At 59.2% G+C, this 13,302-nt stretch carries 14 protein-coding genes; 11 read left to right on the top strand and 3 right to left on the bottom strand.

Going from position 1 to position 13,302, the window contains the following annotated elements:
- Positions 1–78: 78 nt before the first annotated feature.
- Complete coding sequence (gene uraH / locus AC07N8_RS03170) at positions 79–432, bottom strand: hydroxyisourate hydrolase (RefSeq protein ID WP_042558430.1); 354 nt, start codon at positions 430–432, stop codon at positions 79–81.
- A gap of 420 nt (positions 433–852) precedes the next feature.
- On the opposite strand from uraH, the gene puuE reads away from it, so the two are divergent.
- From puuE to AC07N8_RS03135, 7 genes are all read left to right on the top strand, one after another.
- Positions 853–1,779 (top strand): allantoinase PuuE, encoded by a 927-nt coding sequence (gene puuE, locus AC07N8_RS03165; RefSeq protein ID WP_493142235.1) that lies wholly within the window; start codon positions 853–855, stop codon positions 1,777–1,779.
- The gene (gene uraD / locus AC07N8_RS03160; protein WP_223513942.1) at positions 1,776–2,291 is read left to right on the top strand and encodes a 2-oxo-4-hydroxy-4-carboxy-5-ureidoimidazoline decarboxylase; all 516 of its coding nucleotides are present in this window, start codon (positions 1,776–1,778) and stop codon (positions 2,289–2,291) included. The genes puuE and uraD overlap by 4 nt, the downstream gene beginning before the upstream one ends.
- A gap of 92 nt (positions 2,292–2,383) precedes the next feature.
- Positions 2,384–3,379, top strand: a complete 996-nt coding sequence (alc, locus tag AC07N8_RS03155; RefSeq protein ID WP_223513943.1) for an allantoicase — start codon at positions 2,384–2,386, stop codon at positions 3,377–3,379.
- A 117-nt stretch (positions 3,380–3,496) separates the two neighbouring features.
- Positions 3,497–4,000, top strand: a complete 504-nt coding sequence (locus tag AC07N8_RS03150; RefSeq protein ID WP_008146154.1) for an ureidoglycolate lyase — start codon at positions 3,497–3,499, stop codon at positions 3,998–4,000.
- Between the two features lie 50 nt (positions 4,001–4,050).
- Positions 4,051–5,352 (top strand): urate hydroxylase PuuD, encoded by a 1,302-nt coding sequence (locus AC07N8_RS03145; protein WP_493142238.1) that lies wholly within the window; start codon positions 4,051–4,053, stop codon positions 5,350–5,352.
- Positions 5,353–5,520: 168 nt separating this feature from the next.
- Complete coding sequence (locus tag AC07N8_RS03140; RefSeq protein WP_483843833.1) at positions 5,521–6,879, top strand: nucleobase:cation symporter-2 family protein; 1,359 nt, start codon at positions 5,521–5,523, stop codon at positions 6,877–6,879.
- A 500-nt stretch (positions 6,880–7,379) separates the two neighbouring features.
- The gene (locus AC07N8_RS03135; RefSeq protein ID WP_493142240.1) at positions 7,380–8,165 is read left to right on the top strand and encodes an outer membrane protein OmpK; all 786 of its coding nucleotides are present in this window, start codon (positions 7,380–7,382) and stop codon (positions 8,163–8,165) included.
- Positions 8,166–8,274: 109 nt separating this feature from the next.
- Here AC07N8_RS03135 and AC07N8_RS03130 read toward each other — a convergent pair whose 3' ends face one another.
- Positions 8,275–9,447 (bottom strand): patatin-like phospholipase family protein, encoded by a 1,173-nt coding sequence (locus AC07N8_RS03130; RefSeq protein ID WP_483843835.1) that lies wholly within the window; start codon positions 9,445–9,447, stop codon positions 8,275–8,277.
- A 27-nt stretch (positions 9,448–9,474) separates the two neighbouring features.
- Positions 9,475–10,407, bottom strand: a complete 933-nt coding sequence (locus tag AC07N8_RS03125) for a lipid A biosynthesis lauroyl acyltransferase (RefSeq protein ID WP_493142242.1) — start codon at positions 10,405–10,407, stop codon at positions 9,475–9,477.
- 118 nt (positions 10,408–10,525) lie between these two features.
- Here AC07N8_RS03125 and minC point away from each other — a divergent pair, with 118 nt between their 5' ends.
- The 4 genes from minC (at position 10,526) to AC07N8_RS03105 (ending at position 13,257) form a co-directional block, all read left to right on the top strand.
- Positions 10,526–11,263: a septum site-determining protein MinC gene (minC, locus tag AC07N8_RS03120; RefSeq protein WP_483843837.1), complete on the top strand. Its 738-nt coding sequence runs from the start codon at positions 10,526–10,528 to the stop codon at positions 11,261–11,263.
- A gap of 201 nt (positions 11,264–11,464) precedes the next feature.
- Positions 11,465–12,277 carry a septum site-determining protein MinD gene (minD, locus tag AC07N8_RS03115; RefSeq protein ID WP_414876892.1) on the top strand — a complete coding sequence of 271 codons (813 nt, stop codon included), beginning with the start codon at positions 11,465–11,467 and terminating at the stop codon, positions 12,275–12,277.
- Positions 12,277–12,531 (top strand): cell division topological specificity factor MinE, encoded by a 255-nt coding sequence (gene minE / locus AC07N8_RS03110; protein ID WP_007944431.1) that lies wholly within the window; start codon positions 12,277–12,279, stop codon positions 12,529–12,531. The genes minD and minE overlap by 1 nt, the downstream gene beginning before the upstream one ends.
- Positions 12,532–12,621: 90 nt before the next feature.
- Positions 12,622–13,257 carry an RluA family pseudouridine synthase gene (locus AC07N8_RS03105; protein WP_027922481.1) on the top strand — a complete coding sequence of 212 codons (636 nt, stop codon included), beginning with the start codon at positions 12,622–12,624 and terminating at the stop codon, positions 13,255–13,257.
- Positions 13,258–13,302 lie beyond the last annotated feature (45 nt).

The raw sequence follows: 13,302 nt of genomic DNA, 5'->3' as shown, positions 1-13,302 counted from the left end.
GCCCGCAGTGTGAGCGGGCGAAAGACCAAAGAAGCTATATGCGCAGTCGCTTCCAGGTTGAGGCAGCTGCTTGGGGGATCAGCTGCCGCGGTACGTGGAATAGCTGTAGGGCGAAATCAGCAGCGGCACATGGTAGTGATCCTGTTCCGCAGAGATGCCGAAACGCAGCACCACTACATCGAGAAACGCCGGCTCCGGCAGCTGAACGCCACGGGCGCGGTAGTAATCGCCCGCATGAAACTGAACCTGATAGACCCCGGTGCGGTAGTCATCGCCTTGCAGCAGCGGAGCATCGACACGGCCATCGCTGTTGGTTGTCGCGCTGGCGACCAATTCCAGCTGAGAACCTTCAACGCGGTACAACTCGACCTTGATCGAGCTGCCCGGGCAACCGTGTGCAGCGTCCAAAACGTGTGTAGTCAAACGTCCCATTGATTCTGCGCGCCTGCCTGCGTAGAGCAGTCAGACCTCGCGCCTCCCGAAGTCAGTTGAAAAGGAGACCGCACCGATTCGGAGCACGAATCACTGCGGCGAGCGATTGATTAAGACACTTTTCAAAAAAATTGTACACAATAAAAACGACATATTTCCCGCCATGCCCGCTAGTCGGGAATTTGCAGCGAATTTATAACCACGCCATACGATCAGCGGACCTTCTATCCTAGAGCTGACCAGTCAGGCAGGTTTCTTGCAATACCAGCTATTCATGACAGTTCGCGAAAAATGCAGAAATTCAGGCTTACAAATTGAATATAAAGTTGTATACAATCAGCCCATCGCTGTGACGCCAGCCTGACTTTCATCGCCAAGGCGCCACACAACCTGTCAACACGAATAAGAAGGAAGACTGCAGTGAGCGCTGACTACCCACGCGACCTGATCGGTTACGGCAGTAACCCTCCTCACCCATACTGGCCGGGCAATGCCCGCATCGCCCTGTCTTTCGTACTCAATTACGAAGAAGGCGGCGAGCGCAACATCCTGCACGGCGATAAAGAATCTGAAGCCTTCCTTTCCGAGATGGTGTCGGCGCAGCCGCTGCAAGGCGCGCGCAACATGAGCATGGAATCCCTTTACGAGTATGGCAGCCGTGCCGGCGTCTGGCGGATTCTGAAACTGTTCAAGGAATTCGACATTCCTCTGACCATCTTCGCCGTTGCCATGGCCGCTCAGCGCCACCCGGACGTGATCCGCGCGATGGTCGATGCCGGCCACGAGATCTGCAGCCACGGTTACCGCTGGATCGACTATCAATACATGGACGAAGCGCAGGAACGCGAGCACATGCTCGAAGCGATCCGCGTCCTGACCGAAATCACCGGCCAACGCCCACTCGGCTGGTACACCGGCCGCACTGGCCCGAACACCCGTCGCCTGGTGATGGAAGAAGGCGGTTTCCTCTACGACTGCGACACCTACGACGACGACCTGCCCTACTGGGAACCGAACAACCCGACTGGCAAGCCGCACTTGGTGATCCCGTACACCCTGGACACCAACGACATGCGCTTCACCCAGGTCCAGGGTTTCAACAAGGGCGACGACTTTTTTGAATACCTCAAGGACGCCTTCGACGTTCTGTACGCGGAAGGCGCCGAAGCACCGAAGATGCTCTCGATCGGCCTGCACTGCCGCCTGATCGGCCGTCCGGCGCGTCTGGCTTCACTCAAGCGCTTTATCGAATACGCTAAAAGTCATGAACAGGTGTGGTTCAGCCGTCGCGTCGACATCGCGCGCCACTGGCACGAAACCCACCCGTACCAAGGGGCTGCCAAATGAGCACCTTTCAAACGCTGAAGCCATCGAGCCTGAGCCGCGACGCATTCGTCGCCGCCTTCGCCGACATCTACGAACATTCGCCATGGGTGGCCGAAAAGGCCTTCGACCTGGGCCAGGACGCTTCGATCGACGAGATCGAAACCCTGCACCAGCGCATGAGCGACATCCTGTTGAGCGCCGATCATCAAAGCCAGCTGGCCCTGATCAACGCTCACCCGGACCTGGCCGGCAAAGCCGCCGTCCAGGGCCAGCTTACCGCAGCCAGCACTGAAGAACAGTCTGGCGCGGGTATTCACCAATGCACGGCCGAAGAGTTCCAGCGCTTCACCGAGCTGAACGACGCCTACAAAGCCAAGTTCAAGTTTCCCTTCATCATGGCGGTAAAAGGCAGCAACCGGCATCAGATCCTCGCGGCGTTCGAAACGCGTATTCACAACTCGGTCGACACCGAATTCAAATGCGCGCTGGCGGAGATCAACAAGATTGCGTTGTTCCGTTTACTGACCCTATAGCGAGCTTTGCCCGAGCGACATTGAACGCATACATACATCGCCCAGGGCACTGCAAGCATCCCAAGCCAACTTATTAAAGGCAGACAAGAAGAATGAAAGCTCACGCCGTACCTTTCGAGAAGTTCGTCAACCTGGCCGATGCCCGCTTGGGCACCAAAATCATCTCGGTCACCGATGACTGGTTCGCTGATGCCAACCGCCTGTTCCAGCCGACTCCGGCTGTGTGGAAAGAAGGCGTGTTCGATGACAACGGCAAGTGGATGGACGGCTGGGAGTCGCGCCGCAAGCGCTTCGAAGGCTACGACAGCGCCGTGATCCGCCTCGGTGTACCGGGCTCGATCAAAGGCGTCGACATCGACACTTCATTCTTCACCGGCAACTTCCCGCCGTCGGCCTCCCTGGAAGCCTGTTTCCTGGCTGAAGGCGAGCCGACTGAAAACACCCAGTGGGTTGAAGTGCTGTCGGCCGTCGAGCTGCAAGGCAACAGCCACCACTTCCACGAAATCAACAACGATCAGGCGTTCAGCCACCTGCGCTTCAACATCTACCCGGATGGCGGCGTGGCCCGTCTGCGTGTGTACGGCGTGCCGCACCGCGACTGGTCCGCTGTGGGCGACAACGAGCAAATCGACCTGGCCGCAGCCCTCAACGGTGGCCGCGCCCTCGCCTGCTCCGACGAACACTTCGGTCGCATGAGCAACATCCTCAACCCGGGCCGTGGCATCAACATGGGCGACGGCTGGGAAACTGCACGTCGTCGTACCCCGGGCAATGACTGGGTGATCGTCGCGTTGGGCCATGCCGGTGAAGTCGAGAAAGTCATCGTCGACACCCTGCACTTCAAGGGCAACTACCCGGACACCTGCTCGATCCAGGGCGCATTCGTGAAAGGCGGCACCGACAGCCAGATCGAAACCCAATCGTTGTTCTGGCGCGAATTGCTGCCGGCGCAGAAACTGGAAATGCACGCCGAACACACCTTCGCCGAGCAGATCAAGGCATTGGGCCCGATCACCCACATCCGCCTGAACGTGTTCCCGGACGGTGGTGTGAGCCGCCTGCGCGTTCTCGGCAAGGTCGCTAAATAAGCGGTGAGGCCATTCGCGAGCAGGCTCGCTCCCACAGGGGACTGCATTCCAAATGTGGGAGCGAGCCTGCTAGCGAAAGCAACAGAACCAACAACACAGAATTCGGATAAGAACAGCATGCGCACACTGACGATTGAACCGCTGACCAAAGAAGCCTTCGCCCCTTTCGGTGACGTGATCGAAACCGACGGCAGCGATCACTTCATGATCAACAACGGTTCGACCATGCGCTTTCATAAACTGGCGACGGTGGAAACCGCCAAGCCAGAAGACAACGCGATCATCAGCATCTTCCGCGCCGACGCGCAGGACATGCCGCTGACCGTCAGCATGCTGGAGCGTCACCCGCTGGGCAGCCAGGCGTTTATTCCGCTGCTCGGCAACCCTTTTCTGATCGTGGTCGCGCCACTTGGCGATGAACCTGTATCAGGCTTGGTCCGCGCCTTCGTCACCAACGGCAGGCAGGGCATTAATTACCATCGCGGCGTTTGGCACCATCCGGTGCTGACGATCGAAAAGCGGGATGACTTCCTGGTGGTTGATCGCAGTGGCACAGGCAATAACTGCGATGAGCATTTTTTCAAAGAGGATGAGCGTTTGATCCTCGCCCCCCACCAATAAGAGAAGGTCTGATCACTCGACAACAGAGTGACAGGCGAGAGGTAAAGACTGTGGAAGCACATCTGTTCGAATGGCTGAACCTGAGCGTACGCTGGGTTCACATGATTACTGGCGTGGCCTGGATCGGTGCGTCGTTCTATTTCGTCTGGCTGGAAAACAACCTCAATCGGGTCAACCCGAAAAGTGGTCTGGCGGGCGATTTGTGGGCGATCCACGGCGGCGGTATCTATCACCTGGAAAAATACAAACTGGCTCCACCGACCATGCCGGACAACCTGCACTGGTTCAAATGGGAAGCCTACTTCACCTGGATGTCGGGGATCGCGCTGCTGTGCGTGGTGTTCTACTCCAACCCGACGCTCTACCTTCTGGCACCGGGCAGCAGCCTGAGCGGCCCTGAAGGTGTCATGTTGGGCATCGGCTCGCTGTTCGTCGGCTGGTTCGTCTACTCCTTCCTCTGCGACTCGGCCTTGGGCAAACGCCCTGCCCTGCTCGGTTTTATCCTGTTCGTTCTTATCATTGGCGCCGCTTACGGCTTCAGCAAAGTGTTCAGCGGTCGTGGTGCGTACCTGCACGTCGGCGCGATCATCGGCACCATCATGGTCGGCAACGTGTTCCGCATCATCATGCCGGCGCAACGCGCACTGGTTGCGGCGATCGCCGAGAACCGCACGCCGGACCCGGCATTGCCAGCCAAAGGCTTGCTGCGTTCGCGTCACAACAACTATTTCACCTTGCCGGTGCTGTTCATCATGATCAGCAACCACTTCCCAAGCACTTACGGCAGCCAATACAACTGGCTGATCCTGGCCGGGATCGCGGTGCTGGCGGTGTTGGTGCGTCATTACTTCAACACCCGTCATGACAGCCACAAGTTCGCCTGGACGCTGCCAGTGGCCGCCGTCGGCATGATCAGCCTGGCTTACGTCACCGGCCCTGCGCCGATGACCAGCCCGGACGTGGCCAAGGCGCCGGCGAAGATCGAATACCAACCGCTGCCGGAAACGGCTGTGGGCGGTGGTTTGAAACCCGCTGAAGCCAAACCCGCTGAAGCACCCGCCGCCGCACCTGCCCAGGCGTCTAACTCCGGCCCAGGTTTCGACAAGGTCCACAGCGTGATTCAGGAGCGTTGTGCGGTTTGCCACTCGGCCAAACCGACCAGCCCGCTGTTCAGTGCTGCGCCTGCCGGAGTGATGTTTGACACCCCCGAGCAGATCCGCCAGAACGCGCCGCGCATCCAGGCTCAGGCCGTCACCAGCCAGATCATGCCACTGGGCAACATCACGCAGATGACCCAGCAGGAACGTGACCTGATCGGTGCCTGGATTGTGCAGGGAGCCCAGACCAATTAATCGTTGAAAAGCTTCGCGAGCAGGCTCGCTCCCACATGGGTGGTGCAATACCTGTGGGAGCGAGCCTGCTCGCGAATAGCCGCAACGCGGTTTCCCTGATGCAAAAAACAGCTGTGAGCAACCCGACAGCTGTTCAATCACAAGAATAAAAAAGATCCGAGGTGTTGCATGTCCGAGCTATCCGAAGCGCGCATCCCCGACGCACCCGCCATTCAGCGTTTGCCCCTTTTGCAACTGATCCTGGTCGGTCTGCAACATGTTTTGCTGATGTACGGCGGCGCCATCGCGGTGCCGCTGATCATCGGACAGGCCGCTGGCCTGAGTCGTGAAGAAATCGCCTTTCTGATTAACGCCGACCTGCTGGTTGCCGGCATCGCCACCATCGTCCAGTCGCTGGGCATCGGCCCCATGGGCATCCGCATGCCCGTGATGATGGGCGCCAGTTTCGCCGCCGTCGGCAGCATGGTTGCCATGGCCGGCATGCCCGGGATCGGTCTGCAAGGGATCTTCGGCGCGACCATCGCCGCCGGGTTCTTCGGCCTGCTCATCGCGCCGTTCATGTCCAAAGTCGTACGCTTCTTCCCGCCTCTGGTGACCGGCACGGTCATCACCTCGATCGGTTTGTCGCTATTCCCCGTGGCCGTGAACTGGGCCGGCGGCGGTGCCAGCGCCACGCAATTCGGTTCGCCTATTTACCTGACCATCGCCGCGCTGGTGCTGGGCACTATTTTGCTGGTGCACCGTTTCATGCGCGGATTCTGGGTCAACATTTCCGTACTGATCGGCATGTGCCTGGGCTACGTGCTCTGCGGCCTGATCGGCATGGTCGACCTCAGCGGCATGGCACAAGCGCCGTGGCTGCAATTCGTCACCCCGCTGCATTTCGGCATGCCCAAGTTTGAACTCGCACCGATTCTGTCGATGTGCCTGGTGGTGGTGATTATCTTCGTCGAGTCCACCGGGATGTTCCTCGCCCTGGGCAAGATCACCGGCCAGGAGGTCTGCCCACGGATGCTGCGTCGCGGCTTGCTGTGTGACGCCGGCGCCTCGTTCTTCGCCGGGTTCTTCAACACCTTCACCCACTCCTCTTTCGCGCAGAACATCGGCCTGGTGCAGATGACCGGCGTGCGCTGCCGTTCGGTGACCATCGTCGCTGGCGGTTTGTTGATCGTCTTGAGCCTGCTGCCCAAAGCCGCCTTCCTGGTGGCGTCGATTCCGCCAGCGGTCCTCGGCGGTGCAGCGATTGCGATGTTCGGCATGGTTGCCGCGACCGGGATCAAGATTCTTCAGGAAGCCGACATCGGTGACCGCCGGAATCAATTGTTGGTGGCCGTCAGCATCGGCATGGGCTTGATCCCGGTGGTGCGTCCCGAGTTCTTTGCCCACCTGCCGGTCTGGATGAGCCCGATTACCCACAGCGGTATCGCCATGGCCACGCTCAGCGCCCTGACGCTGAACCTGCTGTTCAACATTCTTGGCGGCGCCGAACGCGCGGCCATTAACGACTGCACCGCACACACACACTGATCAAAACCCATGAACAGGGCTGCCTTCCGGCAGCCCATGGCTGCCTGCGCCTCAACAATAAAAACAAGAGGAAGCAACAGATGGTTTTTACCGACTCAAGCCGCTCGTTTTGCAACGAGCGACCAACCTCTCCCAACTGTGCCCCACACCTGTCGTCGGTGCGCTGTTGCGGGGCACTTGAGACCTGGCCGAGTAGTCAGTATTCTCCGCGGCCGCCTGAATCCGCTTTAAAAAAAAGCCCGGATTTAATTCCTGACCAGAAAGCCAGCTTATCCCGGCTCTGGACGGTACCAAGGCACTCCATACCCCCTCTCAATCGACTGTTTTCAAGCAGCCGAGCGGGAGTTTTTTTGCTTTTTGAAAGCCTTGGCGCAGCTCTTGCTAACAGCATTAAAGCTGACCGATTGGATGAGTTTTTACCGCTACAGAAACAGGCGCCACACCAGAGCGCCGAGCTTAAAAAAATAACGTGGAACCACCTACTTTTTGGGAGCAACCGAATGAAACGTACGTGCACCAGCCTGATGCTCGCGGGATCTTTACTGGCCGGCGGCCAGGCCATGGCCGGCGACCTGCTGCAATGGCAGACCAACAGCCTGACTTACCTGTACGGTAAGGATTTCCAGGTCAACCCGCGCATCCAGCAGACGGTGACCTTCGAACACGCCGATGGCTGGAAATACGGCGACAACTTCTTCTTCATCGACAAGATCTTCTACAACGGCAAGGAAGACGCTTTCGCGGGCAAGAACACTCACTACGGCGAGTTCAGCCCGCGCTTGTCGTTCAACAAGATCTTCGACCAGAAATTCGAATTCGGCCCGATCAAAGATGTACTGCTGGCCATGACTTACGAGTTTGGCGAGGACGATACCGAGTCCTACCTGATCGGCCCTGGTTTCGACCTGGCGATTCCGGGTTTCGACTACTTCCAGCTGAACTTCTACAACCGTCACACCGAAGGCGACCGTCCGGGCGACAACATCTGGCAGGTCACACCGGTCTGGTCCTACACCATCCCGGTGGGCGAATCGGACGTGGTGATCGACGGCTTCATGGACTGGGTCGTCGACAACGACGTCAACGGCAGAGGCGAATACCACGCCAACCTGCACTTCAATCCGCAGGTCAAATATGACTTGGGCAAGGCGCTGAATCTCGGCGCGAAACAGTTGTACGTCGGTGTTGAATACGACTACTGGAAAAACAAGTACGGCATCGAAGACAGCCAGGGCTTCAAGACTGACCAGAGCGTGACCAGCTTCCTGGTCAAGGTTCACTTCTGATCTGGCAGCACCTGTAAGGAAGTCTTCGCGAGCAGGCTCGCTCCCACATTGGAATGCATTTCAACTGTGGGAGCGAGCCTGCTCGCGAATGGCCGCAACACAAAAAATCTCAAGCCGTAGCCACAGACTCCGCCAACCCAAGAAACCGGCAAAGCTCCTCACGCTTGGCCAGCGCATCCCGCCGCCCCAGCTCAATCAATTCGCTGCAATACCCCGCCTCGAACAGCAGATAACTCAACACCCCCGCCCCGCTCGTCTTCGTGGCCCCCGGCCCACGCAGAAACAGGCGCAACGCTGCCGGTAATTCTTGCCGATGCCGCGCCGCAATTTCATCGATCGGCTGACTCGGCGAAATCACCAACACCTCCACCGGTGCCACGCCCAGCGCACGGGTTGGCGTACCCGCGGGCATCAAGTGACTGAACTGGTTCAGACGCTGCAACAACTCGATGTCGCTTTCCAGGCTGTCAATGAACGTACTGTTGAGCATGTGCCCGCCGATCTGCGCCAGCGTTGGCTGTTGTCCGGTGTAGGCGCGTTGCAGCGGCTGCTGCGGGTCGACACCACGCGGGTTGCCGCTAACCCCCACCACCAGCACGCGACTGGCGCCCAGGTGCAAGGCCGGGCTGATCGGCGCGGATTGGCGCACCGCACCGTCGCCAAAGTATTCCTCGCCGATTTTCACCGGCGCGAACAGCAATGGAATGGCCGAACTGGCCAGCAAATGCTCGACACTCAATTGAGTCGGAATGCCAATGCGCCGATGGCGCAGCCACGAATCGATGGTGCCACCGCCCTGATAGAAGGTGACCGCCTGACCGGACTCGTAGCCAAACGCCGTCACCGCGACTGCCTGCAACTGCTTCTGGGCAATCGATTCGGCGATGCCGGCCATGTTCAGTTTGTCGTTGAGCAAGCCACGCAGCGGCGAACTGTTGAGCAACGCCACCGGTACATGCGCGCCCAACCCCAGCAAACTGTGACTGACAAAGCGGCTGGCCTGATGGATGACGCCCGGCCAGTCGCTGCGCAGCACCAGATGGCTGCGAAAGCCCTGCCAGAACGCGGTCAAACGCTCGATGGCGCCGCGAAAATCCATCGCGCCACTGGCGAGACTGACCGCGTTGATCGCCCCGGCCGAGGTGCCGACGATCACCGGAAACGGATTCGCCGCGCCCAGCGGCAGCAACTCGGCAATCGCCGCCAGCACGCCAACCTGATACGCCGCCCGAGCCCCGCCGCCGGAAAGAATCAACCCTGTAACCGGTTCAGCAGGACTCATCGCAACACTCCATGGCGCTTAAAGGGGTCAACCGCGTTTTTTGTACAGCTTGGGTTCGCCGGGTGGGCGGCTCTTGAAACGACGATGGGCCCAGAGGTATTGCTCCGGGCATTCACGCAAGGCGCCTTCGACCCACTGATTGATGCGCAGGCAATCGGCTTCTTCGGTTTCGCCGGGGAAACCTTCGAGCGGCGCATGGATCACCAGACGATAGCCGCTGCCGTCCGCCAGACGCTCCTGAGTGAACGGCACCACCAACGCCTTGCCCAGCCGCGCAAACTTGCTGGTGGCGGTCACGGTGGCTGCCTGAATGCCGAACAGCGGCACGAAAATACTTTGCTTGGCGCCGTAGTCCTGATCCGGTGCGTACCAGATCGCGCGGCCAGCGCGCAGCAGCTTGAGCATGCCGCGCACATCGTCGCGCTCGACCGCCAGCGAATCGAGGTTGTGCCGTTCACGGCCCCGGCGCTGGACGTAGTCGAACAGCGCGTTCTTGTGCTCGCGGTACATGCCGTCGATGGTGTGCTGCTGTCCCAACAGCGCCGCGCCGATTTCCAGCGTGGTGAAATGCAATGCCATCAGGATCACGCCCTTGCCGTCGCGCTGGGCCTTTTTCAGGTGCTCCAGGCCTTCGACATGGGCCAGTTTGGCCAAGCGCTGACGCGACCACCACCAACTCATGGCCATTTCGAAGAAGGCGATGCCGGTGGAGGCAAAGTTTTCCTTGAGCAGGCGCTTGCGCTCAGCCGCCGACTTTTCAGGGAAACACAGCTCAAGGTTGCGTTTGGCGATGCGCCGTCGGTCGCCGGCCACCCGATACATCAAGGCACCGAGCAGGCGACCGACAAACAGCAACGCCGGATACGGCAACTGAACAATCAGCCACAACAGCCCCAAGCCACACCACAGCGGCCAGAAACGCGGCATAAGAAATGTTTTTCGAAAACGCGGGCGATCCATTAAAGGTTCCGGAAAGACAATGGCCGCGCATTCTACATCGTTCGACCCGGCTTGCGGCTTGCGGGCGTTCTCGTTATAAGTCTCGGCACTTTTAGTGACAAGCCGTTGTATGCCGACCATGAGCCAAACCGAACCGCAAGACCAGGATCCCGTGTTCCAGTTGAAGGGCAGCATGCTCGCCATTACCGTGCTGGAACTGGCCCGCAACGACCTCGAGAGCCTTGATCGGCAATTGGCCGCCAAGGTCGCTCAGGCGCCTAATTTTTTCAGCAATGCCCCGCTGGTGCTGGCCCTGGACAAGCTCCCGGCCAGCGAAGGCGCAGTGGATTTGCCGGGCCTGATGCGCGTCTGTCGCCAGCATGGCTTGCGCACCCTGGCCATCCGCGCCAGCCGCATCGAAGACATTGCGGCCGCCATTGCGGTCGATCTGCCGGTGCTGCCGCCGTCCGGCGCCCGTGAGCGGGCGCTGGATCCTCTCGAAGGTCAGGTAAAGAAAAAACCGGAAAAACCGCCGGAACCGACCATCAAGCCGACGAAAATCATTACGTCGCCAGTACGTGGTGGCCAGCAGATTTATGCCCAGGGTTGCGATTTGGTGGTGATCTCCTCGGTCAGCCCAGGCGCGGAACTTCTCGCCGATGGGAACATCCATGTATACGGCCCGATGCGCGGTCGAGTGTTGGCCGGCGTCAAGGGCGACACGAAAGCCAGGATTTTCTGTCAGCAAATGAGCGCTGAACTGGTGTCCATCGCAGGCCACTACAAGGTCTCCGAGGATCTGCGTCGCGACCCTTTGTGGGGCGCGGGTGTACAAGTCAGCCTGTCCGGCGACGTGTTGAACATCATTCGGCTTTAACGGATACTGCCGCATTTTCCAAGCATCTCTAAAACGTAGCGAAAACGGCTCAAACGAAGTAGGAAAACGGCCAAAAGCAGTGTTTACCGGAGGTAAACCCCGCTCAGGACCGGATTCCAGCCAAGGCTGTCCGACTGCAGTAGTTTTTCAAGAGATGTTTTTCAGGGGCTAAAAGTCCTTTTTCCTTAGGGGTGAAACACCTTGGCCAAGATTCTCGTGGTTACATCCGGCAAGGGTGGTGTGGGTAAGACCACCACCAGCGCCGCTATCGGTACCGGCCTCGCTCTGCGTGGTCACAAAACAGTCATCGTCGACTTCGACGTCGGCCTGCGTAACCTCGACCTGATCATGGGTTGCGAGCGCCGCGTGGTGTATGACTTCGTCAACGTGGTCAACGGCGAAGCCAACCTGCAACAAGCCTTGATCAAAGACAAGCGTCTGGAAAACCTCTACGTCCTGGCCGCCAGTCAGACCCGCGACAAAGACGCGCTGACGGTGGAAGGCGTGGAAAAAGTCCTGATGGCGTTGAAAGAAGACTTCGAATTCGTGGTCTGCGACTCTCCGGCCGGCATCGAGAAAGGCGCCCACCTGGCCATGTACTTCGCTGATGAAGCGATTGTCGTGACCAACCCGGAAGTGTCCTCGGTACGTGACTCGGACCGCATGCTGGGCCTGTTGGCCAGCAAATCCCGTCGCGCCGAACGTGGCGAAGAGCAGATCAAGGAACACCTGCTGATTACCCGTTACCACCCGGAGCGTGTCGAGAAAGGCGAGATGCTCAGCGTCGAAGACGTCAAGGAAATCCTCTCGATCAAATTGCTCGGCGTGATCCCGGAATCCCAGGCGGTCCTCAAGGCCTCCAACCAGGGTGTGCCAGTGATTCTCGACGACCAGAGCGACGCGGGCCAGGCTTATAGCGATACGGTTGATCGCCTCCTGGGCAAAGAAAAGGAACATCGTTTTCTCGATGTCACGAAGAAGGGATTCTTCGAGCGCCTGTTTGGAGGTAGGTAATGAACATTTTTGACTTCTTTCGTGCCAACAAGAAGCCAAGTACCGCATCGGTAGCGAAAGAGCGTCTACAGATCATCGTGGCGCATGAACGCGGCCAACGCAGTACCCCGGACTACTTGCCAGCCTTGCAGAAGGAACTGGTGGAAGTGATCCGCAAGTACGTCAATATCGGGTCCGATGACGTGCACGTCGCTCTGGAAAACCAGGGCAGCTGCTCGATTCTGGAACTCAATATCACCCTGCCGGATCGTTAATCGATCCAGCGGTAGCCACGGCGGCTCAGGACCCTTCTATCACTGGACGGGACTTGAGCCGCCGTTGGCGTTTGTTACGAGGCTGTTTTAATGCCGTTGTCCAATGTCCACATTCTTCATCAGGACGCCGCCGTACTGGTGGTGAACAAACCGACCCTGTTGCTCTCCGTCCCTGGCCGGGCCGATGACAACAAGGACTGCCTGATTACCCGCCTGCAAGAAAACGGCTACCCGGAAGCGCGAATCGTCCATCGCCTGGACTGGGAAACCTCCGGCATCATCCTGCTGGCCCGAGACCCTGACACTCATCGCGAGTTGTCCCGGCAATTTCACGACCGCGAAACCGAAAAGGCCTACACAGCGCTGTGCTGGGGTCAGCCGGAACTGGACAGCGGCAGCATCGACCTGCCCTTGCGCTATGACCCGCCGACCAAGCCACGCCATGTGGTCGACCACGAATTCGGCAAGCACGCCCTGACGTTCTGGCGGGTGCTGGAACGCTGTGGCGACTGGTGCCGCGTCGAACTGACGCCGATCACCGGCCGCTCGCATCAACTGCGCGTGCACATGCTTTCCATCGGTCACCCGCTGTTGGGTGACGGGCTCTACGCCCACGAGCAAGCCCTGGCCGCCTGGCCGCGCCTGTGCCTGCACGCCAGCATGCTCAGCTTCACTCACCCGCAAACCGGTGAGCGCCTGCGTTTCGAGTGCCCTGCACCGTTCTGACAGTCAATGTTTAACCTGTTGGAGTGAGCCTGCTCACTCCAACAA

It is taken from the genome of Pseudomonas sp. GW821-FHT10C09 (assembly GCF_059415465.1).
Note: the sequence above shows the minus strand (reverse complement) of the source record. Positions and strands in the feature narration are given on the sequence as shown.